A 25056-nucleotide genomic window follows, 5' to 3' on the forward strand; every position below is an offset into this window, starting at 1 on the left:
CCCCCTCAGCCCGCGACCGCGCCGAGCTGTGTCTTCTTCGGCCGAGCCCCAGACTCCAGCCGGGGGGCAAGCCCCCCTGGACTCCCCGAAAGCAATTTGTCCACGCGGATGGCCGCGGCCTTGTACTCCGCGGTGCCCGCGACGGGGTCCGTGGCCTCGATGGTAATCACGTTGACGTCGATCTCGTCCGGGAAGTGGAACGTCATGAACGCCAGGCCGGGGCGCAGTCCCTCGTCGATCCGCACCGGCGCGACGATCGCACCGCGCCGCGAGGAGACCTGCACCATTTCGTCCGCCACCACACCCAGCTGCGCGGCGTCGGCCGAGCACAGGTCGAGCGTCTCGCCACACCGGCGCGGCGACGGGAACCCGCCCGACTGCACGCCGGTGTTGTACGAGTCCAGGCGCCGGCCCGTGGTGAGGCGCAACGGGAACTCGTCGTCGAGCACGTCGACCGGCGGGCTGTGGCGCAGCACGGTGAACGGCGCCGGGCGGCCGCGGTCGGCCGGGTCCTCGGCCCACAGCCGGGCGTGCAGGTACGACGGCTCCAGCGTGTCCTCGCTGTAGCACGGCCACTGGATGCCGCCGAGCTCCTCGAGCCGCGCGTAGCTCATGCCGGCATGGATCGGCGAGAGCGAGCGCAGCTCGTCCCACACCTCGCGGCCGTCCTCGCCGCTGTAGTGCCAGTCGCGGCCCAGCCGGCGGGCGAGCTCGCAGAGCAGCTCGATGTCGTCCCGCGCCCCGGCCGGCGGGTTCACCGCCTTGCGCACCCGCTGCACGCGCCGCTCGCTGTTGGTGAAGGTTCCGTCGCTCTCGCACCAGGCGGCCGACGCCGGCAAAACCACGTCGGCCAGCTGCGCGGTCTTGGTCAGGAAGATGTCCTGCACCACCAGGTGCTCGATGTTCGACAGGCGCTTGATCGTGTGCTCGCAGTCGGCCTCGGACTGAACGGGGTTCTCCCCGATCACGTACACGCAGGTGATCAGGCCGTTCTCCATCGCCTCGAGCATCTGCGTGAGGTTCTTGCCCTTGTACGGCGGGATGTGCGAGCCCCACGCCGCGTCGAACTTCGCGCGCACGGCCGGGTCGAGGATGTCCTGGAACCCCGGCAGCCGGTCGGGGATCGCGCCCATGTCACCGCCGCCCTGCACGTTGTTCTGCCCGCGCAACGGGTTCAGCCCGGCGCCGTACCGCCCGACCTGCCCGGCCAGCAGCGACAGGTTGATCAGCGACAGCACGTTGTCCGTGCCGTTGTGGTGCTCGGTGATGCCCAGTGTCCACGACATCTGCCCGCGGTCGGCGCGGGCGTAGGCGTGGGCCAGCTCCTTGATGAGCTCCGCCGGCACCTTCGTGACCTGCTCGGCGACCTCGAGCGTCCACGGCTCCACGGAGGCGGCGAACTCCTCGTAGCCTTCCGTGGCCCGTTCGATGAACATGGTGTTGGCGAGTCCGGAGTGGATGATCTCCCGCGCGATCGCGTTGGCGAGCGGGATGTCGGTGCCCACCTCCAGCTGCAGCTGCCGGTGCGCCCACTTCGCCGTGCTCGTCCGGCGCGGATCCACCACGAAGAGCTTGGCTCCCTTGTGGACGGCCTTGAGCACGTGCTGGAAGAAGATCGGGTGCGCCTCGCGCGGGTTGCCGCCCCAGATCACGATCACGTCGGCGTCTTCGACCTCCGCGTACGACGACGTGCCGCCGCCGCTGTCGAACACCCGCGCCAGACCCGCCACGCTCGGCGCGTGGCAGGTCCGGTTGCACGAGTCGACGTTGTTCGTGCCCATCACCGTGCGGGTAAACTTCTGGGCCACGAAGTTCATCTCGTTCGTGGCCCGGGCGCAGGAGAACATGCCGAACGCCTCGGGGCCCTTCGTCTCCAGCGTGCGCCGGAACCCCGCGGCGGCGCGGTCGAGCGCCTCTTCCCACGTCGCCGGCCGCAGCACACCGGAGTCCCGCACCAGCGGTTCGGTCAGCCGGGCGTACGGCGTGGTGCCCTTCCTGCGCTTCATCTTCTGCCTCCGAAAGGTGGTGGGATGGGGGTCAGCCGACCGGCACGGCGGTGGCCGTGCGGTTCAGCAGGCCGATGGCCGCGTGCACGTGGCGCAGCGCGGGCGCGGGCACCCCGGTGAGGTCGGCCAGCTCCACGACGGCGCCGATGATGGCGTCGATCTCCAGTGGCTTGCCGGCTTCGAGGTCCTGCAGCATCGACGTCTTGTGGTGCCCGACGCGCCAGGCGCCGTCGATCCGCTTCTCCACGGAGACCTGGGGATCCGCCCCCGCGGCCCTGGCGATCGCGAGGGTCTCGGTCATCATCGTGGCCACGAGCTCGCGCGTGTCGTCGTGCTCGCACATCTGCGCCATCGTCGCCCGCGTGAGCGCGCTCAACGGGTTGAAGGCGACGTTGCCCATGAGCTTGACCCAGATGTCGTCGCGCAGGTTCGGCTCGACGGGAGCCTTGAGCCCGCCCTCGATCATCGCCTCCGACAACGCGACGCAGCGGGGCGAGACCCCGCCCGCCGGCTCCCCGAGGGAGAACCGCGTACCCTCGAGGTGGCGGATCACGCCCGGCTCCTCGATCACGGTGGAGCAGTAGACGACGCACCCGATGGCGCGCTCGACGGCCATTACCCGGCTGGTGTCGCCGTCCGGGTCGACGGTCTCGACCCGGTGGCCCTCCAGGGGGTGTCCGGTCAGGCCGTGGAAGTACCACCACGGGATCCCGTTCTGCGCCGCGACGAGCGCGGTGTCCGGGCCCAGCAGTGGTTCGAGCAGCGGGCCGCTGCTCGGGTAGGAGTGGGCTTTGAGCCCGAGGAAGACGAAGTTGACCGGACCGATCTCGGCCGGGTCGTCGGTGACGTGGGGATGCGCGGTGAAGTCGCCGCGGGGGCTGAGCACCCGCACTCCGTGTTCGCGCATCGCCTCGAGGTGCGCCTTGCGCGCGACCAGATGGACCTCGGTGCCGCCTCGGTGCATAGCCGCACCCACGTAGGCGCCGATCGCACCCGCGCCCAGAACAGCAACCCGCATGGTGTGCCTCCCGCTCGGTCGAACACATCGATTGCATACAGTATCCCGTGAATGTCTCGGGCACCAGGATCCGATGATGGAATTCGCCGATGACACCCGAGCGGCGCAGTCTCATCCGGTACTGATTGTCATTTCAGACCCGTCGATTGATCCACTTCGGGTGAGATCCAGGCCACAGAGTGAAGAGTTGGGATTTTGCATACCAAAACCTGTATTCTCGGGTCAGCTCCACGAACTCCCGCGGTTTCCCCGCATTCGCGCGGACCGCGTCAACTCAGAACCCCGAGGTGCCTCGTGACCCAGACCGCCTCTCCCCTGCCCGAGCGCGGGCCCACCGGTCGGCGGACGGCCAAGGGTTCCCTCGCGGCCAAGTCCGCCCAGCGCGTGGAGCGGCCGGCGCCGCTGCGCCAGGTCGTGTACGACGCGCTGGCCGAGCTCATCATCAACCGCACGCTCGAGCCCGGCCAGCACCTCGTCGAGGCCGACCTGGCGGAGTACCTCGGCGTGAGCCGCCAGCCGGTACGTGAAGCGCTGCAGCGCCTGCAGACGGAGGGCTGGGTCGACCTGCGTCCCGCGCAGGGCGCGTTCGTGCACATGCCCACCGACGAGGAGGCCGACCAGCTGCTCGGCGTCCGCGCGGTGCTCGAGACCCACTCGGCGCGGCTGGCCGCCGGCTGCGCGTCCGAAGCGGACGTGGCCCGGCTGTGGGAGCTGCAGAACGCCGGCCTCGAAGCGCTCGCCGCCGACGACAGCGAGGGCCTGGTCTCGGCCAACGCCGACCTGCACGCGTTCCTCACCGAGCTGACCGGCAACGCCGTGCTGGCCGAGCTGATCGGGCTCGTCGACCGCCGCGTGCGCTGGTACTACACGCCGATCGCCCGGCCCCGCGGCCACGACGCCTGGCACGAGCACGCCGAGCTGATCGAGGCCGTCGCGGCGCACGACGTCGACAAGGCCGAGAAGATCATGGCCCACCACACGGAACGCACGCGCCAGGCGTTCCACGAGCGGCCCGAAGCAGCCCGGGAGTGACGGGGCGGGCGTCAGCCGCCCCCTCACTCCCGGGCCCTGTACCGAAAACCCCGGCAGGCGTCAGCTGCCGGCGCTTCCGGTGGCCGGTGAGGCCTGCGCCACCGCGCCCGTCTGCTCCGAGGCGGTCGGGCCGCTGCGGCGGCCCGGCTGGCGCAGGAACAGCACCATGACGGCCGAGAGCAACGCGATGCAACCGGCCAGGATGTAGGCACCGGTGTAACCCCACGCCGCGATCACGCCCGCGGCGAGACCCCCACCGCCGACACCGCCGATCAGCTTGGCGCTGTAGACGAGGCCGTAGTTCGTGGCGTTGTGGTTCTCGCCGAAGTAGTCGGGCACGAGTGCCGCGAACATCGGGTAGAACGCGCCACTGCCGAACCCGGTCAGGATCGCGAAGACCATGAACCAGAACAGGCTGTGCGTGTTGCCGGACCACATCACGCCGAACTGCGCGATCGCGGCGATCACGAGCACCCAGAACAGTGTCTGCTTGCGGCCGATGCGGTCCGAGGCCCAGCCGACCAGCGCACGGCCGGTACCGTTCACGATGGCCAGCAGACCGGCCGACGACGCGGCGACGAACGGCCCGAAGTTGCTCTGCTCGGCGAACGGCACCTGGAAGTTGATGCCGAACAGCGAGACGCCGCCGATCACGATCAACGTGACCCACATCAACGGCAGCATGCCGGTCCTGATCGCTTCCATCGGGGTGAACTGCCGGACGGCCGGCGGGTTCTTCTCGAGGCTCTTGGCGTTGCCGGTCGCCTTGCCCTTCAGCCACGCGATCGGGTCGACCTCGGCCGGCCACCAGTTCTTCGGCGGGTCCTTGAACAGGAACCCGCAGATCCCGACGACGAGCAGCATGTAGAGGCCGATGCCGTCGAGCGTGATCGTCAGGTTCTCGTGGCCGAGGAAAGCGCTGAACAGGTAGATGAACGGCACCGAACCGTAGGCGAAACCGCCGTTCACGAACCCGGTGCGGGCACCACGTTTCTCCGGGTACCACTTGCCGACCATGTTGATGCAGGTGGCGTAGACCAATCCGGCGCCGGTGCCGCCGAGGACCGAGTACCCGATGAACGCGAGCACCAGATTCCCGCTGTGCGCGATGGTGAAGTAGCCGATCCCGGAGAAGAGCGCGCCGAGCAGCATGGCAGTCTTCGCCGAGACGATGTTCTTCTCGCGCAGCCGGCCGGCCGGGAACGCGACCCCGGCCTGGAACACGGCCCAGATGCTGGCCAGCCAGAACGCGTCCGACAACGACCAGCCGTACTTCTCTTCGAGCGTGCCTTCGACGGCTCCCCAGCCGTACTCGAACACACTCACCGCCATCATGGCGACCCACGGCAGCCAGACCATGAATGCGCGTGAGCGGCCCATGATGTCTCTGGGACTCTCACCGATCCGGTACTTGCGTCCGTTGTCGTCGACGATCTCCTGGTACGTCGGTAGGGCTGCGGTCATGAGAGTTCTCTTTCGTCAACGTTGACTTCGGTTCCCTCTGAGTGGGGTGGCTCCTTGTCCCCCGCCGGGCGCGACCGCGCGCGCCCGGCGCTTCTTGCGTGTGCTCGTGTCCCCCGCGGTGGCCGACGGCTAGGTGTCCGGCAAGATACGCCTCCTTCCCTCTCGCCGGAAGTGATCAGCCGAGCAGCCCGGCCGACCGCGCCCAGCGGTACTTGGCACCGAGTACCGCCACCGGCTTCTCGGTCGTGTACGGGTAGGCGACGATCCCGTGGGCGTAGAGGTGGTCGCTCGCGGCCTCCACCTCGACGTCCCCGGACAGCGACGCCACCACCGGCTTGTGGATCCCCTTGCGGCGGAACTCCTCGACCACGTCCACCACGAGCTCGGCGAACACCATCGGCGGCGTGACGATCGTGTGCCAGTAGCCGAGAATCAAGGAGTGGATGCGCTCGTCGAGCAGGCCGAGAGCGATCGTGTTCCGGTACGTCGACGGCGGCTCGCCACCTGTGATGTCCACCGGGTTGCCGGCCGCGCCGAACGGCGGGATGAACTCGCGGAACGCCGCGTCGAGGTCGTCGGGGATCTCCATCAGGGAGAGGCCGTTGTCCACACAGGCGTCCGACAGCAGCACGCCCGAGCCGCCGGCACCGGTGATGATCACGACGTTCTCGCCCTGCGGCGTCGGCAGCAGCGGGATGCCGCGGGCGTACTCCAGCATGTCGTTGAGCCCCGGCGCCCGGATCACCCCGCTCTGGCGCAGGATGTCGTCGTAGACCTTGTCGTTGCCGGCCAGCGCGCCGGTGTGCGAGCTGGCCGCCTTCGCACCCTGCGCCGTGCGCCCGGCTTTCAGCACCACGACGGGCTTCTTCGCCGAGACGCGTTTGGCGGTCTCCGCGAACGAGCGGCCGTCCTTGAGGTCCTCGAGGTGCATCGCGACGAGCTGGGTGTTGTCGTCGTGCTCGAAGAAGGTGAGCAGGTCGTCCTCGTCGATGTCCGCCTTGTTGCCCACACCCACGATGGACGAGACGCCCATGCCCGCCGACCGGCTGAAGCCCAGGATCGCCATGCCGATGCCGCCGCTCTGCGAGGAGAGCGCGACACCGCCCTTGACGTCGTACGGGGTGCAGAAGGTCGCCGACAGGTTCTCCGGCGTGTAGTAGTAGCCGTAGATGTTCGGCCCGAGGATGCGCACGCCGTGCTTGCGCGCGATCGCCACGACCTCGTCCTGCAGCTCGATGTTCCCGGTCTCGCCGAACCCGGAGGGGATCAGGATCGCGCCGGCCACACCCTTTTTGCCCGCTTCTTCGAGCGCGGCGGGCACGAACTTCGCCGGGATGGCGAACACGGCGACGTCCACGTCCCCGGGTACGTCGGCGATGCTCACGTAGGCCTTGCGGTCCAGGATCTCCGACGCCTTGGGGTTGATCGGGTGGATCTCCCCCGCGTAGCCGCCGTTGACGAGGTTCTTCATCACCGAGTTGCCGATCTTGCCGGCTTCGGCCGAGGCCCCGATCACCGCGACGGCGGCCGGCTTCATGATCCGGTTCATCGACGCGAGGATCTCCTCCTGCGTGAACCGCACCGGCTCCTTGGCCGCGTCCGGGTCGACCAGGATGCGCACGTCGACCGCGGTCGCGCCGGCGGCCGTCGCGAGCACCGGGTTGAGGTCGACCTCCGCCAGCTGCGGGAAGTCCGTGACGAGCTGCGAGAGCTTGTTCACGATGCCCGCGAGCGCCTTCTTGTCCACCGCCTCGCTGCCGCGCACCCCGTTGAGGACCTCGGCGGCGGCGATGCCGTCCACCATGGACAGTGCCTCGTCCTCACTGGTGGGGGCCAGCCGGAAGGTCACGTCCTTGAGCACCTCGACGAGCACGCCGCCGAGCCCGAAGGCCACGATCTTGCCGAAGGTCTGGTCGGTGACCGACCCGATGATCACCTCCTGGCCGGTGGTGAGCATCTGCTGCACCTGCACGCCGGCGATGCTCGCCCCGGCGTTGTACGCCTTGGCGTTGGCGAGGATCGTGGCGTACCCGTCGGCCACCTGCTCGGCCGTGCGCAGGCCGACGAGCACGCCACCGGCCTCGGTCTTGTGCAGGATGTCGGGCGACACGATCTTCAGCACCACCGGCAGGCCGATCTCCTGCGCCTGCGCCACAGCCTCGTCGGCTGAGGTCGCGAGGCGCTCCTGCGGGGTGGGGATGTCGTAGGCCTCGCACACTGCGCGGCCTTCGGGGGCGGTGAGGGACGAGCGTCCCTCGGCCGCCACCTTTTCCAGGATCTTCTCGACCGCAGCGCGGCCGGTTCCCGTGGTCATCCAGCTTCTCCTTAGATCACGCCTGCGGTGCGCAGCCGCTCGAGGTCGTCGCCTGCGTAGCCGAGCTCGCCCAGCACCTCGTCGTTGTGCTCGCCCAGCAGCGGCGAGCGGCCGATGTCGACCGGGGAGTCCGACAGCTTGAGCGGGCAGCCCACGGTCTTGAACTTGCCGCGCTCCGGGTGGTCGACTTCGACCACGCTGCCGAGCTCGGCGAGCGTCTCGTCCTCGATGAGCTCCTGGGTGGACAGGATCGGCCCGCACGGGATGTTGCGGGCGTTGAGCTTCTCCATGACCTCCCACTTGGTGTGCCGCTCGGTCCACTGCTCCACCAGCGCGAACACCTTGTCCAGTTTGGACAGCCGAGCCTCGGGCGTGGCCCATTCCGGGTCCTGGGCGAGCTCGGGCTGCCCGATCAGCTCGGTGATGGGCTGCCAGCCGACGGGCTGGATGATCACGTAGATGTAGTCGTTCGGGCCGCCGGGCGCGCAGCGCACCGCCCAGCCGGGCTGCCCGCCGCCGGACGCGTTGCCCGAGCGCGGCACCTCGTCGCCGAACACCTCGTTGGGGTACTCGCCGAGCGGGCCGTGCGCCAGCCGCTGCTGGTCGCGCAGCTTCACGCGGCAGAGGTTGAGCACCGCGTCCTGCATGGCCACCTGCACCCGCTGCCCGCGGCCCGAGTTCGTGCGCTGGTAGAGCGCGGCGAGGATCGCGGCCACGAGGTGGATGCCCGTGCCGGAGTCGCCGATCTGCGCGCCGGTCGCGGTGGGCGGCCCCTCCTCGAACCCGGTGGTGCTCATCGAGCCGCCCATGGCCTGCGCGATCACCTCGTAGGCCTTGAAGTCGGCGTAGCGGCCCGGGCCGAAGCCCTTGATGGACGCGTAGATCAGCCGGTTGTTGATCTCCTGCAGCTTCTCCCAGGAGAAGCCGAACCGATCGACGACACCGGGGCCGAAGTTCTCCACAAGGATGTCCACACCGGACACCAGCTTCGTGAAGATCTCCTTGCCCTCCTCGCTTTTCATGTTGAGCGTGATGCTGCGCTTGTTCCCGTTCAGCATCGTGAAGTAGAGACTGTCCACTCCGGGCAGGTCCCGCAGCTGGCCACGGGTGATGTCCCCGCGGCCCGGTGTCTCCAGCTTGATCACGTCCGCGCCCAGCCAGGCGAGGATCTGGGTCGACGACGGTCCCGACTGGACATGGGTCATGTCGAGGACGCGGACGCCTTCGAGTGCCTTTCCCATTTCTCGTGCCTCCCGACTACTTGTACATCGTCTGGTTCATGGTTCCGGGGGCGTACGCGTCCGGGTCGACCCAGACGTTGATCAGCGACGGCTTGCCCGACTCGCGGGCGCGCTGCAGGGCCGGCGCGATGTCGGCGGGGTCGCGGACCTCTTCGCCGTAGCCGCCCAGCATGCGGGCGAACTCGTCGTAGCGGACGTCGCCGAGGGTGTTGCCGATGCGCTCGCGGGACAGGCCGTACTTCTGGGCCTGGCCGTAGCGGATCTGGTTCATCGACGAGTTGTTGCCGACGATCCCGACGAAGGGCAGGTTGAACCGCACCAGCGTCTCGAAGTCCCAGCCGGTCAGTGAGAACGCGCCGTCGCCGAACAGCGCGACGACCTCCTTGTCCGGGCGGGCGTGCTTGGCGGCCATCACAAACGGGATGCCGACACCGAGCGTGCCGAGCGGGCCCGGGTCCATCCAGTGACCCGGCGACTTCGGCTGCACGACCTGGCCGGAGAAAGTGACTATGTCGCCGCCGTCGCCGATGTAGATCGAGTCCTCGGTGAGGAACTCGTTGATCTCGTGCACCAGCCGGTACGGGTGGATCGGGTTCGCGTCGGAGTGCTGCTGCGGCAGGCGCTTCTCCTTCGCCTTGTCCTCCACCGCGCGCAGCTCTTCCAACCACGGCTTGCGGGCCACCGCGCCGTTGTCGGTGCGGCCCGAAGCCGCCTGCGTCACCCCGGCGAGGATCTGGCTGGCGTCGCCGACGAGGCCCAGGTCGATGTCGCGGTTCTTGCCGACGGTGCGGTAGTCCAGATCGATCTGCACCACGGTGGCGTCGGGCGAAAGGCGCTTGCCGTAGCCCATGCGGAAGTCGAACGGCGTTCCGACGATCACGATCACGTCGGCGTTGTCGAACGCGTAGCGGCGCGAAAGCTGGAAGTGGTGCGGGTCGCCGGGCGGCAGGGTGCCGCGGCCCGCGCCGTTCATGTACGCGGGGATGTTCAGCGTGCGCACGAGCTCGGTCGCCGGCTCGGCCGCGCGGGTGGTCCAAACCTGGCTCCCCAGCAGGATCACCGGCTTCTTCGCGTGCACCAGCAGATCGGCGAGGCGCTCGACGTCGGCAGGGTCGCCGGCGCTGCGGGTCGAGGCGCGGTAGCGGCCCGACTCGGGGATCCGCGCGGCCGACAACGGGACCCGCGCGTCGAGCACGTCGCGCGGGATCTCGAGGAACGCCGGTCCGGGCGCGCCGGCCAGCGCCTCGCGGAAGGCCATCGACACGAGGTCGGCCGCACGGGCGGTCGAGGGCACGGTCGCAGCGAACTTGGTGATCGGGGTCATCATGTCCACGTGCGGGAGGTCCTGCAGCGAGCCCATCTTGTGCTGGCTCAGCGCCCCCTGGCCGCCGATCAGCAGCATCGGGCTCTCCGCGCGCAGGGCGTTGGCCACGCCCGTCACCGCGTCCGTGGTGCCCGGGCCCGCGGTGACGACCGCGCAGCCGGGCCGGCCGGTGATCCGCGCGTAGCCGTCGGCGGCGTGTGCGGCGACCTGCTCGTGGCGTACGTCGATGACGTTGATGCCCTCGTCGACGCAGCCGTCGTAGATGTCGATGATGTGCCCGCCGCACAGCGTGAAGATCGTGTCGACGCCCTCCGCCTTGAGCGCCTTGGCCACCAGGTGCCCGCCGGAGATCGTGTCCGGAGCCGGCTGGCCGCCGTTCGTCGCAGGGGCGGCCCGGTCCTTGTCGACGTTCTGGCCGGTCGTGGTTGGCGCCATTGCTCAACTCCTCTGGTCTCACGCCGGACCTCTCTGATCCGGGCGCTCGTTCCGGTGCGCTCCCCGGTCTGCACTGCCGTCGGTTCACAGCCGCGGCGAAGGGCATCCCTCCAGGTCAGCGGCACCTTCACCGAAAACTGTAGATTGCATACCGTATGAGGTAGGCATTAGAATTACTCTCCGAGCGACCCGCTGTCCAGGGCCATCCGCAGGTTTGTCCGGAGGTTTTTTCCCCGGAGCCGCCGCGGCCGACGGCACACCGGACGGCCACTTTTCCTCCCCCGTCCCGTTCGCGGCCCACCCGGGCCCGCCAGGAAGGACTCAGATGGATCTCTTCGAACACGAGGCGCGCGAGCTGTTCTCGTCGCACGGCGTACCGGTCCCCCGCGGCCGCGTCGCCGCGAGCCCGGAAGAAGCTCGCGCCGCGGCCGTGGTGATCGGCGGCGCCGTGGCGGTGAAGGCGCAGGTCAAGGCCGGCGGACGCGGCAAGGCCGGCGGCGTGAAGCTCGCGGCCGGGCCGGACGACGCCGAGCAGGTCGCCGACGACATCCTCGGTATGGACATCAAGGGCCACACCGTGCACAAAGTGCTGGTGACCGAGGCGAGCGAGATCGCCGAGGAGTACTACGTGTCCTACTTGCTCGACCGCGCGGAGCGGACGTTCCTCGCCATGGCGTCGGTGGCCGGTGGCATGGAGATCGAGGAGGTCGCGGCGACGCGGCCCGAGGCGCTGGCGAAGGTGCCGGTCGACGCGCTCACCGGCGTGGACCGAGCCAAGGCTGCCGAAATCGTGGCCGCGGCGCAGTTCCCGGCCGAGGTGGCCGACGACATCGCCGACGCGCTGGTGCGGCTGTGGGAGGTCTTCGTCGGCGAGGACGCCACACTGGTCGAGGTGAACCCGCTGGCGCGCACCAAGAAGGGCCAGGTGATCGCGCTCGACGGGAAGGTCACCCTCGACGCGAACGCCGAGTTCCGCCACGCCGACCACGCGGCGTTCGCCGATCCGAACGCGGGCGACCCGCTGGAGCGCGAAGCGGCCGAGCAGGGGCTCAACTACGTGAAGCTCGACGGCGACATCGGCGTGATCGGCAACGGCGCGGGGCTGGTGATGTCCACATTGGACGTCGTCGCGGCCGCAGCGGCCGAGGTGGGCGCGCGCGGACCGGCGAACTTCCTCGACATCGGCGGCGGCGCGTCGGCCGGGATCATGTCGGCCGGGCTCGGCGTGATCCTGGGAGATCCGGACGTGCGCAGCGTCTTCGTGAACGTCTTCGGCGGCATCACCGCGTGCGACGCGGTGGCCGACGGCATCGTGCAGGCGCTGGGGATCCTCGGTGAGCGCGCGACGAAACCGCTGGTGGTACGCCTCGACGGCAACAACGTGGCCGAGGGCCGGCGCATCCTCGCCGAAGCCGGCCACCCGCTCGTGACCGTGGTGGAGACCATGGACGACGCCGCCCGCGAGGCGGCCAAGCTCGCGACCGTTACTGCTAGCGCGGAGGCCTGAGAAGTGGCGATCTTCCTGGACGAGAACAGCCGTGTCGTCGTGTCGGGCATGACCGGCGCCGAGGGCATGAAGCACACCAAGCGGATGCTGGCCGCGGGCACGAACGTGGTCGGCGGTGTGAACCCGCGCAAGGCCGGCCGGAAAGTGGCGGTCGGTGAGCACGAGCTGCCGGTGTTCGGCAGTGTCGCGGACGCGATGGCCGAGACCGGCGCCGACGTGGTGGTGCTGTTCGTGCCGCCACCATTCGTGAAGGACGCGGTCATCGAGGCGGTCGATGCCGAGATCGGCCTGGCCGTGGTCATCACGGAGGGCGTGCCGGTGCACGACTCGGCGGTGTTCTGGGCGCACGCCGTCGCCCAGGGCGGCAAGACCCGGATCATCGGGCCCAACTGCCCCGGCATCGTCTCCCCCGGCCTGTCCAACGCGGGCATCATCCCGGCCGACATCACCGGCCCCGGCCGCATCGGGCTGGTGTCGAAGTCGGGCACGCTCACCTACCAGCTCATGCACGAACTGCGCGACATCGGCTTCTCCACCTGCGTGGGCATCGGCGGCGACCCGGTGATCGGGACCACGCACATCGACGCGGTCGAGGCCTTCGAGAAGGACCCGGACACCGACGTGATCGTGCTGATCGGCGAGATCGGCGGCGACGCCGAGGAACGCGCGGCCGCCTACGTCCGGGAGCACGTGAGCAAGCCCGTGGTCGGCTACGTCGCCGGGTTCACCGCGCCGGAGGGCAAGACGATGGGCCACGCCGGCGCGATCGTCTCGGGCTCGGCGGGCACGGCCGTCGCGAAGAAGGCGGCGCTGGAGGCCGCGGGCATCCGCGTCGGCCGGACTCCGAGCGAGACCGCGCGGCTGGTGCGCGAGGTCCTCGCGGGAACGCCGTAGCTGTGGGCGAGTTCGACGGGCTGGTCGCCAACGCCGGGCGCTACCACGCGGCCTCGACCACACCCGGCTGGTGAAGCGGCCACGCCGGCGCGTGGCGGTGGTGGCGTGCATGGACGCGCGGATCAGCGTGTACCGGTTGCTGGGCCTGGAAGAGGGCGACGCCCACGTGATCCGCAACGCCGGCGGCGCCGTGACCGACGACGCGATCCGGTCCCTAGCGGTGAGCCAGCGGCTGCTGGGGACCCGGGAGATCATCCTCGTCCACCACGAGGACTGCGGCATGCGAACCTTCACGGACACGGAGTTCGCGCGTCAGGTCGAGCAGGGCACCGGGATCCGGCCGCCCTGGTCGGCGGAGGCGTTCACCGACGCCGACCAGGACGTGCGCCAGTGCCTGCGCCGGGTGCGCAGCAGTCCGTTCCTGCCGCACACCGCCTCCGTGCGAGGGTTCGTGTACGACGAGCGGACCGGGGCGATGACCGAGGTCGGCGCCGCGGGCCGGCCCGACTAGGAGGTACGTCATGCACCGGGGATGGGCCGAGGCCCGCCGGATCGCCCGCGACGCGGTGAAGCCGCTCGAGGCGGTGGAGCTGCCGTTGGCCGAAGCGCTGGGCCGGGCACTGGCGAGCCCGGTCCGTGCCCTGGTGCCGATGCCGGCGTACGACAACTCGGCGATGGACGGGTACGCCGTCGCCGGGCCCGGACCGTGGACCGTGGTGGGCGCGGTCCGCGCCGGCGGCGCGCCGTACGCGGGGGTGCTGGCCCACGGCACGGCGCTCGAGATCGCCACGGGCGCGCCGGTCCCGGCCGGCACGCGGGCGGTGCTGCCGGTGGAGCACGCCGTCCACAGTGGACGACGGGTGAGCGGCACCGCGGTGACCGGCAAGCACGTCCGCCGCCGGGGTGACGACTGTCCCGAGGGCCAGGAGCTGCTCACCACCTCGACCACCGTGACGGCCGCGGTACTCGGCGCGGCGGCGGCCGTCGGGCACGACACGCTGCTGGTCCACCGCCGGCCGCGGGTGTCGGTGGTCGTGACCGGCGACGAGGTCCAGACCTCAGGGCTGCCGCGGCCGGGCCGGGTGCGCGACGCGATCGGGCCGCAGCTGCCCGGCCTGCTGCGCGCCGCGGGTGCGGACGAGCACGGCCTCGTCCGGCTCGCCGACCGGCCCGACGCCCTCACCGCGGCGCTGACCGACGACGACGCGGACGCGGTGGTGGTCTGCGGCGCCACGTCCCGAGGGCCGGCCGACCACCTGCGGGGGGTGCTGCGCGCGCTGCTCGCCGACGTACGCGTGGACGGCGTCGCGGTCCGGCCCGGCCACCCGCAGCTGCTGGCGGTGCTGCCCGAAGGCCGGTGCGTGGTCGGGCTGCCGGGCAACCCGTTCGCAGCACTCGGGGCCGGGTTGACGCTGCTCATGCCGCTGCTGACCCAGCTCGGCGGGCACCGCGAGCCGGCGCCCGTCACGGCGAGGGCCGCCGAGTCCTTGCCTGCGCACCCGAGTGACACCCGGCTCGTGCCCGTCGTGCGCTCGGGCGGTGACGTCACACCGGTGGGTCACGACCGGCCCGGTTCGCTGTGGGGCGCGGCGCTCGCCGACGCGCTCGCCGTGGTGCCGCCGGGCTGGCGGGGCGGTGACGTCGAACTGCTGCCCCTGCCCTGACCACGAGCACTCGAGGAGGACCGCGGATGGACCTGCGGCAGCTGGAGATCGTCGTCGCGGTCGCCGAGGAGGGCGGGTTCACCGCCGCGGCGCACCGCCTGCACACCGTGCAGTCGACGGTTTCCACGGTGGTGCGCGCGCTCGAACGCGACCTCGGCACGTCGCTGTTCGAGCGCACCACCCACCGGGTCGCCCTGACCCCGGCGGGTCGCGCGTTCCTGCCCGCCGCGCGCGCCGCGCTGAAGGCCGCCGAACACGCCCGGGCGACCGTGGACGGGGCGCGCTGGGAACTCGGCGGCCGCGTCCGCATCGGCGTGATGCCCGGCGCGTGGTCCGATCCGCACCGCGCCCTGGCGGGGGTGCGCCGGGAGCACCCGGGCGTGCAGGTACAGGTCCTCCTGGTCCCGCCGCGGCAGCTGCGCTCGGCGGTGCACGAGTCCAGTGTGGACGTTCTGGTCGCCGTGGAGGACTGCGTGGCCGGTGACGGCCTGATCAGCCGGCCACTGCGGCGCGAGGCCATGGTGCTGGTGACGCACGCGGGCGAGCGCGGTGCCGACCGGCCGGTCACCGCGGCCGACGCGGCCGCCGCGGCAGTCGTCGACTTCGCTCCGGGGTGGGCCAACCGCGAGGCGACCGACCGCGCGTTCCACACCGCGAAGGTGCGCCGGACCGTGGCTCACGAGGTCACCGACGTCGGCGCGGCGGCGGAACTCGTGCGCCATGACCTGGGCGCGTGCATCCTGCCCGCGTCCGTCGCCGCGCGGTTCCCCGATCTCACCTCGCGGCCCTTCTCTCGCGGCGGCCCCACCTGGCACATCACCGTGACCCGCCGCGCCGGTGATCCCCCGCCGGCGGTCGCGGCCGTGCTGCGGCACCTGACCTGACGCCGCAAGACCTTTCGCCCGTACGGGGCGTGCGCGATGGAGCACGGACTGGGCGCGCCGATCGTGCGCCGGGCCGGCGGTTCGAGGGCCTGACACCCGAGGGCGAGCGCGTGCTGCCGTGGGCGCACCGGATCCTCGCCGGGTGCGACGGCCCGCGCCAGGACCTCTCCACCATGCGCAGCAACCTCGATCGGCACCGCCCGCCGGCCGAGGCCGAGCAGGAGCTGGACCTGACTTTCCACGACAGTGCCGCGGCGATGGCGCCGCACTGCGACGTGGTCACCGTCAACGCACCGCTGCACCGGGAGACGGAGGGCCTGTTCGATGACGACCTCATCGCTACCATGACGCGGGGGCAAGTACCTGGTCAACACCGCGGGCACCCGCATCGCCGACCTTGCGACGCGATCGTCCGGTCCTGGCCCGCGAGGTCTCGAATCGTGGTTCGCCGGCACGCCCATTCGAAACGAGTACCGCACCGTCGGCACCGGCAAGCTCGCCGGTGCCTGGTCACTCGTACTCGACCAAACCGCTGACATCCCGAACGAAGCCCGCTGCACCGTTGCTGGGGCGAAGGGTGCTACTTCGCGTGCGACCTCAGCGCTCGACGAGCTGCAGCGGGTCGTGCAGGCCGAGCCGGTCGGCTCGTGTGTAGACGTTCATCGAGCTGCCACGCAGGAAACCGGCGAGCGTCAGCCCGACCTCCTCGGCCAGCTCCACCGCGAGCGACGAGGGCGCGGAAACCGCTGCCAGCAAAGGGATTCCCGCCATCGCCGCCTTCTGGACCAACTCGAACGACGCCCGTCCGCTGACCATCAGCATCGTGCCGGTCAGCGGCAGCCGGCCCTCGCGCGCGGCCCAGCCCACGACCTTGTCGACCGCGTTGTGCCGCCCCACGTCCTCCCGTACGCACAGCAGTCTCCCGCCGGCGTCGAAGAGCCCGGCCGCGTGCAGGCCGCCGGTGCGGTCGAACACCTTCTGCGCCTCGCGCAATGCGTCGGGCAATCCCGTCAGCACCTCCGGGCCGACGGCGAGCGGGTCGGCGGTCACCGGCCACCGCAACGTCGTGCGTACCGCGTCGAGGCTCGCTTTACCGCAGAGGCCGCACGAGGACGTGGTGTAGAAGTTGCGTTCCATCGACGGGTCAGGCAGCGGCACGCCGGCGCGCAGCACGACGTCGACGATGTTGTAAGTGTTGGGACCGTCCACAGTGGCCCCGGCGCAGTACCGGATCCCGGCTACGTCGGCGCCCTGGTGCACGATCCCCTCGCCCACCAGGAACCCGGCGGCGAGGTCGAAGTCACTGCCGGGCGTGCGCATGGTGATCGTGAGCGCCTTGCCGGCCACGCGGATCTCCAGCGGTTCCTCGGCGCCGAGCGTGTCCGGGCGCATCGTGAGCTCGCCGTCGACGACGCGGAACACGCGGCGTCGGCTCGTCATCCGGCCCATGGGGGCCACCTCCGGGGTCAGCGCGCGGGGAGCAGGGACTTGGGCCGGCCCGGCTGTGTGAGCCGTCCGGTGAGGACGGCGCCGGCCAGGCTGAAGAGACCGGCCGCGGCGAAGGCGCCGAAGTAGCCGTGCGCCGTGACGACGAGGGCGGCGAGCCCGATGCCGAGCAGCGCGCCGACGGCTTTGGCGCTGTAGAGCACGCCGAAGTTCTGCAACGCCGACTCCTCGCCGAAATACTCGCGCACCAGCCCGGTCAGCAGCGTGTAGCAGCAGCCGTTGCCGAGCCCGGCGAGCGCGGCACCGAGCACGAGGCCGAAGGCATGCCGGTGCTCGCCCGAGTAGAACAGCACGAACTGGCCGATGCCCCCGGCCACGAGGGCCAGCCGCAGGATGCGGCGGCGGCCCAGGCGGTCGGACAGCCACCCGAGCAGCACGCGGCCCGTGCCGGTCACCCCGGCGAGCACGGCGAGCGCGACCGCCGCGAGGCCCGTGCCGCCGCCCTGCTCGGCGACGAACGTGGCGAGGTAGGCGAGGTCGAACAGCAGGACCGCGGCGGCCAGCACCACCGTGGCGTACAGAGCCAGAGTCGTGCCGCACCGCAGGAGTTCGGCCGGACGGTAGTGCCGGACGGCCGGACGGTTGACCGAGACGGTGCGGTTGCGGACCTTGTCCCGCGCCCACTCGCGCGGGTCCGGAGCACCGGACGGCCACCAGTTTTGCGGCGGGTAGCGCAGGAGCACGCCGGCGCCGGCCACGACGACGAGCACGAGTGCCGCCGTCACGTCGAGCAGCACGTCCCGGTTGCCGACGCTGAGACCGAAGCCGGCGACGAGCACGAAAGGGACGCTGCCGTAGGCGAAAGCCCCGCTGACCGCGCCGACGCGCGTGGCGGTGTGGTCGGGGAACCACCGCATCACGGCGCCGACGCATGTGCCGTACACCAGCCCCGTGCCGATGCCGCCGAGCAGCGAGTAGCCCACGAACACCACGGCCAGGCTCGACGCGTGGCCGAGTGTCACGAGCCCGATCGCGCACAGGATCCCGCCCAGCACCACGGCGAACGACGGCGAGAGCCGGCCGCGGTCGCGCAGCCACGCGAGGGGGAACACCACACTCGCCTGGGCCACCGCCCAGACGGCGAGCGACACCACCACTTCGGTGAACGTCCAGCCGTGGGCCCCGGTGAGCACCGGCGCGATGGCGCCGAAGCCGTACTGCTGCAGCCCGGCCGCGAACATCGCGGCGCCGCTGAGCCAGAGCATCCAGCTCCGAGGGCGGCCGAGCAGGTCCAGGTCGCTTTCCCCGACCCGGTACCGGCGTCCGTAGACGTCCTTCAGTTCGCGAACCGCGGTGGTGGTCCCCTGCTCGGACATGGCGTCACCCGCTCGACTGGATGTTGTATGCAGTATGGAGTAGTCCGGTTATAGCACCGGTCCTGCACCCTGTCCACGGGCGTCGCCCGACGAGCGGAGCGGGCTCAGTCCCCCAGCACCCGCGGCGCGGGCAGCACGGCTTCGGCCTCGACCGGTTCCCACTTCAGCAGGCCGTCGGTGTCCCGCCGGACGCGGCCGAACGCCTGGTCCCCGAAATGGATGCCGAAGCCGATCGCACCGGGTCGCTCCAGCTCCTCGACGACCCGGCGACGAGCGGCGAGCACACCCGCGGCGTCGACGTCGGGCAGCGACGGCCAGTCGGGGTGCGTGATCTGCGCGGGAATGTGGAAGACGTCGCCGAACGCGATCACGCGCTGCTCCCCCGCCTCGATCACGTACGAGGTGTGACCCGGGCTGTGGCCGGGTGTCACGAGTGCCTGGACACCCGGGAAGACCTCGTCGCCGTCGCCGATCACCTGGTGCGTGGCCGCCAGCGGCTCGATCACCTCGGCCCGGCCCGGCGCGCCCGGGATGAGCTCCCCGCGTCCGTGCGGCGCCCACTCCTGCGCGGCGACGAGGTAGGTGGCCGCCGGAAAGAACTTGCTGCCGTCGGCGAACGCCCAGCCGGTGTGGTCCACGTGGAGGTGTGTGAACGCCACGGCCTCGATGTCTTCTGGCTTGTGGCCGAGCGCGGCGAGGGTGTCGGGCAACGCGCCGGAATCGCTGAAGGCGACCCGCTCGCCGGCGATCTCGACCGGGTCGGTCACGACGCCGAGCCCGGCGTCGACGAGCAGCGTCCGGCCGTCGCGTTCCACGAGCAGGCCGCCCGCGGACGCCGTGACGCGTCCCTTCGCGTCGAGTGCCTCGGGGTGTTCGGTCCAGTAGGCGGCCGGGATGGCGGGGAAGAAGGCACCGGGCACCATGGCCATCGCGCCGTCGACCACATAGGTGAACCGCACTCCCGCGAGCTCCAGCACCCGCACGGCCGACTGCTCGTTCAGCGCTCCCGCCATCACGCACTCCCCTCGCGGACTCGATGAGTTGATCATGCCCCCGTCAGCGCCCGGCGAGCGAGCTGATCCCGGGCGGGAGGTGACCGAGCCCACCCTCTCCGGCCAGGAACCGGACAATCTCCTCCTGCAGAGCGCGGGCCGCGCGCGTGAGCTCGACGTCGCGGCGGAAGGCGAGCCGGACGACGCGGCTGAGGCCGGGTTCGGCGAACTGCGTCATCCGGAACCGGTCTCCCACCACGGTGCTCGGGACGACGGCGAGGCCGAGGCCCGCCTGCACGAGCTCGAGCACGGCGTCCATCTCACCGCCCTCGATCGCGAAGGCCGGGTCGAACCCGGCGGCGCGGCAGGCGTTCACGGTGGCCTCGCGCAGGTCGTAGCCGCGGCGGAACATGACGAGCGGCCGGCCCTTCAGGTCCTGGATGGCGAGCCTCCCGCGCACTGGCGCCGGTTCGTTTTTGGGGGAGACCACCACGAGCTCCTCGACGAACAGCGGCGTGCTCTCCAGGCGGTGGTCGTCGCGGACCCGGCTGTCGACGATCATCGCGAGGTCGAGGCCGCCTTCCGAAAGGTCGGTCTGCAGGTCGCGGGAACCGCTTTCGCGCAGGACCAGCTCGATGCCGGGGTAGGTGCGCCGGAAGGCCGCGAGCATCACCGGCAGCAGGCCGGTGCACAGGCTGGGCGTCGCGCCGAGGCGCACCCGGCCGCGGCCCAGCTCGTCGAGCTCGCGGATCGCCCGGTACGCCGTCTCGGTCTCGGCCAGGATGCGCCGCGCGATGGGCAGGAGCGTCTCACCGGCCTCGGTGAGCGTGACGTTGCCGCGGACGCGGTGGAACAGCGTGGCCCCGACGTCGCGTTCGAGCGCGCGGATCTGTTGGGAGAGTGAGGGTTGCGCCACACGTGCCTGTTCGGCCGCGCGGGTGAAGTGCCGCGTGTCGGCCACTGCCAGGAAATATGCCAGCTGCTGGAACTGCATACGCCCCATCATAGACGTTGGCTCTGGTCATGAGAGGAATCATGTGTTTGCCCTCTCGTTGACGCGGACCTAACGTCGCAGGCGTGGCACGTGAACTCGCCACCGTCCGGCGTAACCGCCCGGCGGTGCGGCTTTTCTGGGAATCGTCGATCGGCAAGAAGGTCGTGATGGCGGCGACCGGACTGCTGTTCGTGGTCTGGCTGTTCGCGCACATGGCGGGCAATCTGAAGATCTTCTTCGGGCCCGAGACCTTCGACCACTACGCGGCCTGGCTCCGCACGATCGGGGAGCCGGCCCTGCCCTATGCGTGGTTCCTGTGGATCCAGCGCGCGGTCCTGGTGGTGGCGCTGGTGCTGCACGTCACGGCGGCCGTGCAGCTGTCCCGGCGCGACCGCCGCGCGCGGCCGGTGCGGTATGTGCACGGGCAGCGGCCGCGGGCGACGTTCGCGACGCACACCATGCGCTGGGGCGGCGCGACGCTCGCGGTGTACATCGTGTGGCACATCCTCGACCTCACCGTCGGGGTCGCGAACCGGGACTTCGTGCCCGAGCAGCCGTTCCACAACGTCGTCGCGGACTTCCAGGTGTGGTGGGTCAACGTGATCTACCTGGTCGCGTTGCTGATGCTCGGGTTGCACATCAACCACGGCTTCTGGAGCGCCACCCAGACCCTGGGCATCAAGAGTGCGAGCAAGGACCGCACGATCAAGACCGTCGGCACCGTCCTGGCCGTGGTCATCACCGGCGGGTTCATGATCGTGCCGATCTCCGTCATGACTGGATGGGTGAGCTGAGCATGCTCGACTACACGATCGGCGAGCCGATCACCGACACCAAGGCGCCGTCCGGGCCCATCGACGAGCGGTGGAGCGCGCGGAAGTTCTCCGCGAAGCTGGTGAACCCCGCGAATCGGCGCAAGCACCGGGTGATCGTGGTCGGCACCGGCCTGGCCGGGGGATCCGCCGGGGCGACGCTGGCCGAACAGGGGTACCACGTGGTGCAGTTCTGCTTCCAGGACTCACCGCGGCGCGCGCACTCCGTCGCCGCTCAGGGTGGCATCAACGCGGCGAAGAACTACCGCAACGACGGCGACTCCGTGCACCGGCTGTTCTACGACACGGTTAAGGGCGGCGACTTCCGGTCACGGGAGTCCAATGTGTACCGGCTGGCCGAGGTGTCGGCGCAGATCATCGACCAGGCCGTGGCGCAGGGCGTGCCGTTCGCGCGGGAGTACGGCGGCCTGCTCGACACGCGCTCGTTCGGCGGCGTACAGGTGCAGCGGACGTTCTACGCGAGGGGCCAAACCGGGCAGCAGCTGCTGATCGGGGCGTACCAGGCGCTGTCGCGGCAGATCGACGCCGGGAACGTCGAGCTGCACCCGCGCACGGAGATGCTGGACCTGATCGTGGTTGACGGCCGGGCCCGCGGGATCGTCGCGCGCAACCTGGTCACCGGCGAGGTCACCACGCACCTGGCTGACGCCGTGGTGCTGGCCACCGGCGGGTACGGCAACGTCTTCTACCTCTCCACCAACGCGAAGGGCTCCAACGCCTCGGCCATCTGGCGCGCCCACAAGCGTGGCGCGTACTTCGCCAACCCCTGCTTCACCCAGATCCACCCGACGTGCATCCCGCGCTCCGGTGACCACCAGTCGAAGCTGACGCTGATGAGCGAGTCCCTGCGCAACGACGGCCGCATCTGGGTGCCCAAGGAAAAGCAGGACCCGCGGCCGCCGGCGGAGATCCCGGAAGACGAACGCGACTACTACCTCGAACGCCTCTACCCCAGCTTCGGCAACCTCGTCCCCCGCGACATCGCCTCCCGCGCGGCGAAGAACATCTGTGACGCGGGCTACGGCGTCGGGCCGGGCGGGCTCGGGGTCTACCTCGACTTCGCCGACGCCATCCAGCGTCTCGGGCGCCCCGCCGTCGAAGCCCGCTACGGCAACCTCTTCGACATGTACCAGCGCATCACCGCCGAGAACCCGTACGAGGTCCCGATGCGCATCTACCCCGCCATCCACTACACGATGGGCGGGCTGTGGGTCGACTACGACCTGCAGAGCACGATTCCGGGCATGTTCGTGATCGGCGAGGCCAACTTCTCCGACCACGGCGCCAACCGCCTCGGCGCCTCGGCGCTCATGCAGGGCCTGGCCGACGGCTACTTCGTCCTGCCCGCGACCCTCAACGACTACATCGGACAAGGCGGGTTCACCGACGTCACCCCGGACGACCCCGCCGTCGTCGAGGCGCAGACCGGCGTCCGCGACCGCCTCGAGCGGCTCCTCGCGGTGAACGGCACGCGGTCGGTCGACTCGTTCCACCGCGAGCTGGGTCTGATGATGTGGGACCACTGCGGCATGGCCCGCACCGCCGAAGGCCTGCGCAAGGCCCTCGAACGCGTCCCGGAACTGCGCGCCGAGTTCTGGCGCGACGTCCGCATCCCCGGCACCGGCGAAGAACTCAACCAGGAGCTGGAGAAGGCCGGGCGCGTCGCCGACTTCCTCGAGCTCGCCGAACTGCTGCTGCTCGACGCCCTCGTGCGCGAGGAGTCCTGCGGCGGTCACTTCCGGGAGGAACACCAGACTCCCGAGGGCGAGGCCGCCCGCGACGACGAGAACTTCTCGCACGTCTCGGCCTGGGAGTACGGCGAGAAACCCGTGCTGCACAAGGAACCCCTGAACTTCGACTACGTCCACCCCACCCAGCGGAGCTACACGTGAAACTCACCGTGCGTGTCTGGCGCCAGTCCGGCCCCGACACCGAAGGACACCTCGTCGACTACCCCGTCGACGGCATCAGCGCCGACATGTCCTTCCTCGAAATGCTCGACACGCTCAACCAGCAGCTCATCGAGGCGGGCGAGCAGCCGGTCGCGTTCGACCACGACTGCCGCGAAGGCATCTGCGGCTCCTGCGGCGTCGTCATCAACGGCCAGGCCCACGGCCCGGAGACGACCACGACGTGCCAGCTGCACATGCGGGCATTCTCCGACGGCGACGTGATCGACGTCGAACCCTGGCGCGCCAAGGGTTTCCCCGTGATCAAGGACTTGGTCGTCGACCGCTCGGCGTTCGACCGCATCATCCAGGCCGGCGGCTACATCACCGCGCCCACGGGGGCGGCTCCCGACGCCCACGCGACGCCGGTGCCCAAGCCCGACGCCGACCTCGCCTTCGACAACGCCACCTGCATCGGCTGCGGCGCCTGCGTCGCGGCGTGCCCCAACGGCTCGGCGATGCTGTTCACCGCCGCGAAGGTCAGCCACCTCAACTCCCTGCCACAGGGCCAGCCCGAACGCGCGCAGCGAGTGCTCGACATGGTCGACACCATGGACGCAGAAGGCTTCGGTGGCTGCACCAACAGCGGTGAGTGCACGCTGGCCTGCCCCAAGGGCATCCCGCTGACGAGCATCACCACGCTCAACCGCGAGTTCCTCAAGGCGGCGCGCAAAACCCGCAAGTGACCTACTCCGCGAGCACGCGGCGCAGCCAGTTGACGCGGCTCGCCCGCGCCTCGCGGGACATCGGGGCGTGCGGGACGACCTCGTCGAAGCCGTGGCACCCGCCCGGCCACACGTGCAACTCCGCCTGCCCGCCCGACTGCCACAGGTGCGACGCGTAGGCGACGGCCTCGTCGCGGAAGGTCTCGACCGAGCCGACCTCGATGAACGCCGGCGGCAGGTCCGAGAGGTCGGTGGCGCGGGCGGGCGCGGCGTACGGGGAGACGTCCGGTCCGCCGGCGGCGTCGCCCAGGAGCGCGGACCAGCCGGTGGCATTGGAGACGCTGTCCCACACGCCTTCGCCGACCAGTTCGGTGCTCGACGGCGTGCTCGCGCGGTCGTCGATCATCGGGCACACGAGCAGCTGGCCCCGCAGCCGCGGGCCGCCGCGGTCGCGCGCCATCAACGCGGTGGCGGCCGCGAGCCCACCGCCCGCGCTGCCGCCCGCCACCACAAGCCGGCCGGAGTCGATGCCCAGGTCCGTGAGGTGCTCGCCGACCCACGTCAGGCCGGTGTAGCAGTCATCGACGGGCGCGGGGTGCGGATGCTCCGGCGCGAGGCGGTAGTCGACGCTCACCACGACCATCGGGATCTCGGCCAGCCAGCCGAGCAGCCAGTCGGCGCCTGTGCGGTTGTTGCCGGCCATCATGCCGCCGCCGTGCATGAAGTACAGGCCCGGCAACGGCACGGCCGGGTCGCTGCCCTTCGGCCGCAGCACCAGCAGGGGAACTCCGGCGTCGATCTCGCGCACGTCGGCGTGCTCGCTGATCTCGGCCACGCTCATCGTGTGCCCGGCCGCTGTCAGCTCACGCAGCCGGCCCACGAGCTCCGGTGTCACCGAGGACGGCAGCGCCTCGTTCACCGCCACCAGCGCCGCCGCGATCTCGGAGTCGAACGGTGGGTGCACCTTCTGCATGCCGCTTGCTCCTCTCGAGACGTCGACCTCCGACGCTAGGGCCCG

The 25056-nt window shown here is 70.7% G+C and carries 21 protein-coding genes; 10 read left to right on the forward strand and 11 right to left on the reverse strand.

Annotation, left to right across the window (positions count from 1 at the left end):
* Positions 1-5: 5 nt before the first annotated feature.
* Positions 6-2006, reverse strand: a complete 2001-nt coding sequence (locus tag AB0F91_RS19470; protein WP_360598933.1) for a molybdopterin-dependent oxidoreductase — start codon at positions 2004-2006, stop codon at positions 6-8.
* 31 nt (positions 2007-2037) lie between these two features.
* Positions 2038-3024, reverse strand: coding sequence for a 2-dehydropantoate 2-reductase (locus tag AB0F91_RS19475; RefSeq protein ID WP_360598934.1), 987 nt, complete (start codon positions 3022-3024; stop codon positions 2038-2040).
* A 294-nt stretch (positions 3025-3318) separates the two neighbouring features.
* Here AB0F91_RS19475 and AB0F91_RS19480 point away from each other — a divergent pair, with 294 nt between their 5' ends.
* Positions 3319-4056, forward strand: coding sequence for a GntR family transcriptional regulator (locus tag AB0F91_RS19480; protein WP_360598935.1), 738 nt, complete (start codon positions 3319-3321; stop codon positions 4054-4056).
* Positions 4057-4116: 60 nt separating this feature from the next.
* Here the strand turns inward: AB0F91_RS19480 and AB0F91_RS19485 are convergent, their stop codons facing one another.
* The 4 genes from AB0F91_RS19485 to AB0F91_RS19500 all read right to left on the reverse strand — a co-directional run bounded on the left by AB0F91_RS19485 (position 4117) and on the right by AB0F91_RS19500 (position 10834).
* Positions 4117-5520 (reverse strand): OFA family MFS transporter, encoded by a 1404-nt coding sequence (locus tag AB0F91_RS19485; protein WP_360598936.1) that lies wholly within the window; start codon positions 5518-5520, stop codon positions 4117-4119.
* Between the two features lie 175 nt (positions 5521-5695).
* On the reverse strand, positions 5696-7834 hold the full coding sequence (locus AB0F91_RS19490) for an acetate--CoA ligase family protein (protein WP_360598937.1): 2139 nt from the start codon (positions 7832-7834) through the stop codon (positions 5696-5698).
* An 11-nt stretch (positions 7835-7845) separates the two neighbouring features.
* On the reverse strand, positions 7846-9075 hold the full coding sequence (gene frc, locus AB0F91_RS19495; protein WP_360598938.1) for a formyl-CoA transferase: 1230 nt from the start codon (positions 9073-9075) through the stop codon (positions 7846-7848).
* Positions 9076-9091: 16 nt separating this feature from the next.
* A complete protein-coding gene (locus AB0F91_RS19500; protein ID WP_360598939.1) occupies positions 9092-10834 on the reverse strand; it encodes a thiamine pyrophosphate-binding protein in 1743 nt (580 codons plus the stop codon).
* A gap of 325 nt (positions 10835-11159) precedes the next feature.
* Between AB0F91_RS19500 and sucC the strand changes: the two genes are divergently transcribed.
* The 6 genes from sucC to AB0F91_RS19530 all read left to right on the forward strand — a co-directional run bounded on the left by sucC (position 11160) and on the right by AB0F91_RS19530 (position 16319).
* On the forward strand, positions 11160-12341 hold the full coding sequence (gene sucC / locus AB0F91_RS19505; RefSeq protein WP_360598940.1) for an ADP-forming succinate--CoA ligase subunit beta: 1182 nt from the start codon (positions 11160-11162) through the stop codon (positions 12339-12341).
* 3 nt (positions 12342-12344) lie between these two features.
* On the forward strand, positions 12345-13235 hold the full coding sequence (gene sucD, locus AB0F91_RS19510; RefSeq protein WP_360598941.1) for a succinate--CoA ligase subunit alpha: 891 nt from the start codon (positions 12345-12347) through the stop codon (positions 13233-13235).
* A gap of 70 nt (positions 13236-13305) precedes the next feature.
* Positions 13306-13746, forward strand: coding sequence for a carbonic anhydrase (locus AB0F91_RS19515; RefSeq protein WP_360598942.1), 441 nt, complete (start codon positions 13306-13308; stop codon positions 13744-13746).
* Positions 13747-13756: 10 nt separating this feature from the next.
* Positions 13757-14899 carry a molybdopterin molybdotransferase MoeA gene (locus AB0F91_RS19520; RefSeq protein WP_360598943.1) on the forward strand — a complete coding sequence of 381 codons (1143 nt, stop codon included), beginning with the start codon at positions 13757-13759 and terminating at the stop codon, positions 14897-14899.
* Between the two features lie 26 nt (positions 14900-14925).
* Complete coding sequence (locus AB0F91_RS19525; protein ID WP_360598944.1) at positions 14926-15783, forward strand: LysR family transcriptional regulator; 858 nt, start codon at positions 14926-14928, stop codon at positions 15781-15783.
* Positions 15784-15956: 173 nt separating this feature from the next.
* A complete protein-coding gene (locus tag AB0F91_RS19530) occupies positions 15957-16319 on the forward strand; it encodes an NAD(P)-dependent oxidoreductase (RefSeq protein WP_360599219.1) in 363 nt (120 codons plus the stop codon).
* A 61-nt stretch (positions 16320-16380) separates the two neighbouring features.
* Here the strand turns inward: AB0F91_RS19530 and fdhD are convergent, their stop codons facing one another.
* The 4 genes from fdhD to AB0F91_RS19550 all read right to left on the reverse strand — a co-directional run bounded on the left by fdhD (position 16381) and on the right by AB0F91_RS19550 (position 20591).
* The gene (gene fdhD, locus AB0F91_RS19535) at positions 16381-17232 is read right to left on the reverse strand and encodes a formate dehydrogenase accessory sulfurtransferase FdhD (protein WP_360598945.1); all 852 of its coding nucleotides are present in this window, start codon (positions 17230-17232) and stop codon (positions 16381-16383) included.
* A gap of 17 nt (positions 17233-17249) precedes the next feature.
* Positions 17250-18605, reverse strand: coding sequence for an OFA family MFS transporter (locus AB0F91_RS19540; protein WP_360598946.1), 1356 nt, complete (start codon positions 18603-18605; stop codon positions 17250-17252).
* Positions 18606-18709: 104 nt separating this feature from the next.
* Positions 18710-19618: an MBL fold metallo-hydrolase gene (locus AB0F91_RS19545; RefSeq protein ID WP_360598947.1), complete on the reverse strand. Its 909-nt coding sequence runs from the start codon at positions 19616-19618 to the stop codon at positions 18710-18712.
* Positions 19619-19661: 43 nt separating this feature from the next.
* Entirely contained in the window at positions 19662-20591 is a 930-nt protein-coding gene (locus AB0F91_RS19550) for a LysR substrate-binding domain-containing protein (RefSeq protein ID WP_360598948.1), read from the reverse strand.
* Positions 20592-20674: 83 nt separating this feature from the next.
* Between AB0F91_RS19550 and AB0F91_RS19555 the strand changes: the two genes are divergently transcribed.
* Genes AB0F91_RS19555 through AB0F91_RS19565 form a run of 3 tightly spaced genes read left to right on the forward strand, consistent with a single transcriptional unit; the run spans position 20675 to position 24059 of the window.
* Entirely contained in the window at positions 20675-21385 is a 711-nt protein-coding gene (locus AB0F91_RS19555; protein WP_360598949.1) for a succinate dehydrogenase cytochrome b subunit, read from the forward strand.
* A gap of 2 nt (positions 21386-21387) precedes the next feature.
* Complete coding sequence (locus AB0F91_RS19560) at positions 21388-23316, forward strand: fumarate reductase/succinate dehydrogenase flavoprotein subunit (protein ID WP_360599221.1); 1929 nt, start codon at positions 21388-21390, stop codon at positions 23314-23316.
* Positions 23313-24059 (forward strand): succinate dehydrogenase/fumarate reductase iron-sulfur subunit, encoded by a 747-nt coding sequence (locus tag AB0F91_RS19565; protein WP_360598950.1) that lies wholly within the window; start codon positions 23313-23315, stop codon positions 24057-24059. Before AB0F91_RS19560 ends, AB0F91_RS19565 begins: the two co-directional genes overlap by 4 nt.
* 1 nt (position 24060) lies before the next feature.
* Here AB0F91_RS19565 and AB0F91_RS19570 read toward each other — a convergent pair whose 3' ends face one another.
* Positions 24061-25011 carry an alpha/beta hydrolase gene (locus AB0F91_RS19570; RefSeq protein ID WP_360598951.1) on the reverse strand — a complete coding sequence of 317 codons (951 nt, stop codon included), beginning with the start codon at positions 25009-25011 and terminating at the stop codon, positions 24061-24063.
* Positions 25012-25056 lie beyond the last annotated feature (45 nt).

Source organism: Amycolatopsis sp. NPDC023774 (assembly GCF_040639695.1).
Classification (GTDB): Bacteria; Actinomycetota; Actinomycetes; order Mycobacteriales; family Pseudonocardiaceae; genus Amycolatopsis.

Excerpts from the sequence above, each read along its gene's own strand:
- AB0F91_RS19485 (WP_360598936.1), bottom strand. The coding sequence starts at position 5,520 with ATGACCGCAGCCCTACCGACGTACCAGGAGATCGTCGACGACAACGGA.
- AB0F91_RS19475 (WP_360598934.1), bottom strand. The coding sequence starts at position 3,024 with ATGCGGGTTGCTGTTCTGGGCGCGGGTGCGATCGGCGCCTACGTGGGT.
- sucC (WP_360598940.1), top strand. The coding sequence starts at position 11,160 with ATGGATCTCTTCGAACACGAGGCGCGCGAGCTGTTCTCGTCGCACGGC.
- AB0F91_RS19530 (WP_360599219.1), top strand. The coding sequence starts at position 15,957 with ATGCGCAGCAACCTCGATCGGCACCGCCCGCCGGCCGAGGCCGAGCAG.
- AB0F91_RS19490 (WP_360598937.1), bottom strand. The coding sequence starts at position 7,834 with ATGACCACGGGAACCGGCCGCGCTGCGGTCGAGAAGATCCTGGAAAAG.
- AB0F91_RS19550 (WP_360598948.1), bottom strand. The coding sequence starts at position 20,591 with ATGCAGTTCCAGCAGCTGGCATATTTCCTGGCAGTGGCCGACACGCGG.
- frc (WP_360598938.1), bottom strand. The coding sequence starts at position 9,075 with ATGGGAAAGGCACTCGAAGGCGTCCGCGTCCTCGACATGACCCATGTC.
- AB0F91_RS19560 (WP_360599221.1), top strand. The coding sequence starts at position 21,388 with ATGCTCGACTACACGATCGGCGAGCCGATCACCGACACCAAGGCGCCG.
- AB0F91_RS19520 (WP_360598943.1), top strand. The coding sequence starts at position 13,757 with ATGCACCGGGGATGGGCCGAGGCCCGCCGGATCGCCCGCGACGCGGTG.
- AB0F91_RS19470 (WP_360598933.1), bottom strand. The coding sequence starts at position 2,006 with ATGAAGCGCAGGAAGGGCACCACGCCGTACGCCCGGCTGACCGAACCG.
- AB0F91_RS19500 (WP_360598939.1), bottom strand. The coding sequence starts at position 10,834 with ATGGCGCCAACCACGACCGGCCAGAACGTCGACAAGGACCGGGCCGCC.
- AB0F91_RS19570 (WP_360598951.1), bottom strand. The coding sequence starts at position 25,011 with ATGCAGAAGGTGCACCCACCGTTCGACTCCGAGATCGCGGCGGCGCTG.
- AB0F91_RS19540 (WP_360598946.1), bottom strand. The coding sequence starts at position 18,605 with ATGTCCGAGCAGGGGACCACCACCGCGGTTCGCGAACTGAAGGACGTC.
- AB0F91_RS19525 (WP_360598944.1), top strand. The coding sequence starts at position 14,926 with ATGGACCTGCGGCAGCTGGAGATCGTCGTCGCGGTCGCCGAGGAGGGC.
- AB0F91_RS19545 (WP_360598947.1), bottom strand. The coding sequence starts at position 19,618 with ATGGCGGGAGCGCTGAACGAGCAGTCGGCCGTGCGGGTGCTGGAGCTC.
- fdhD (WP_360598945.1), bottom strand. The coding sequence starts at position 17,232 with ATGGGCCGGATGACGAGCCGACGCCGCGTGTTCCGCGTCGTCGACGGC.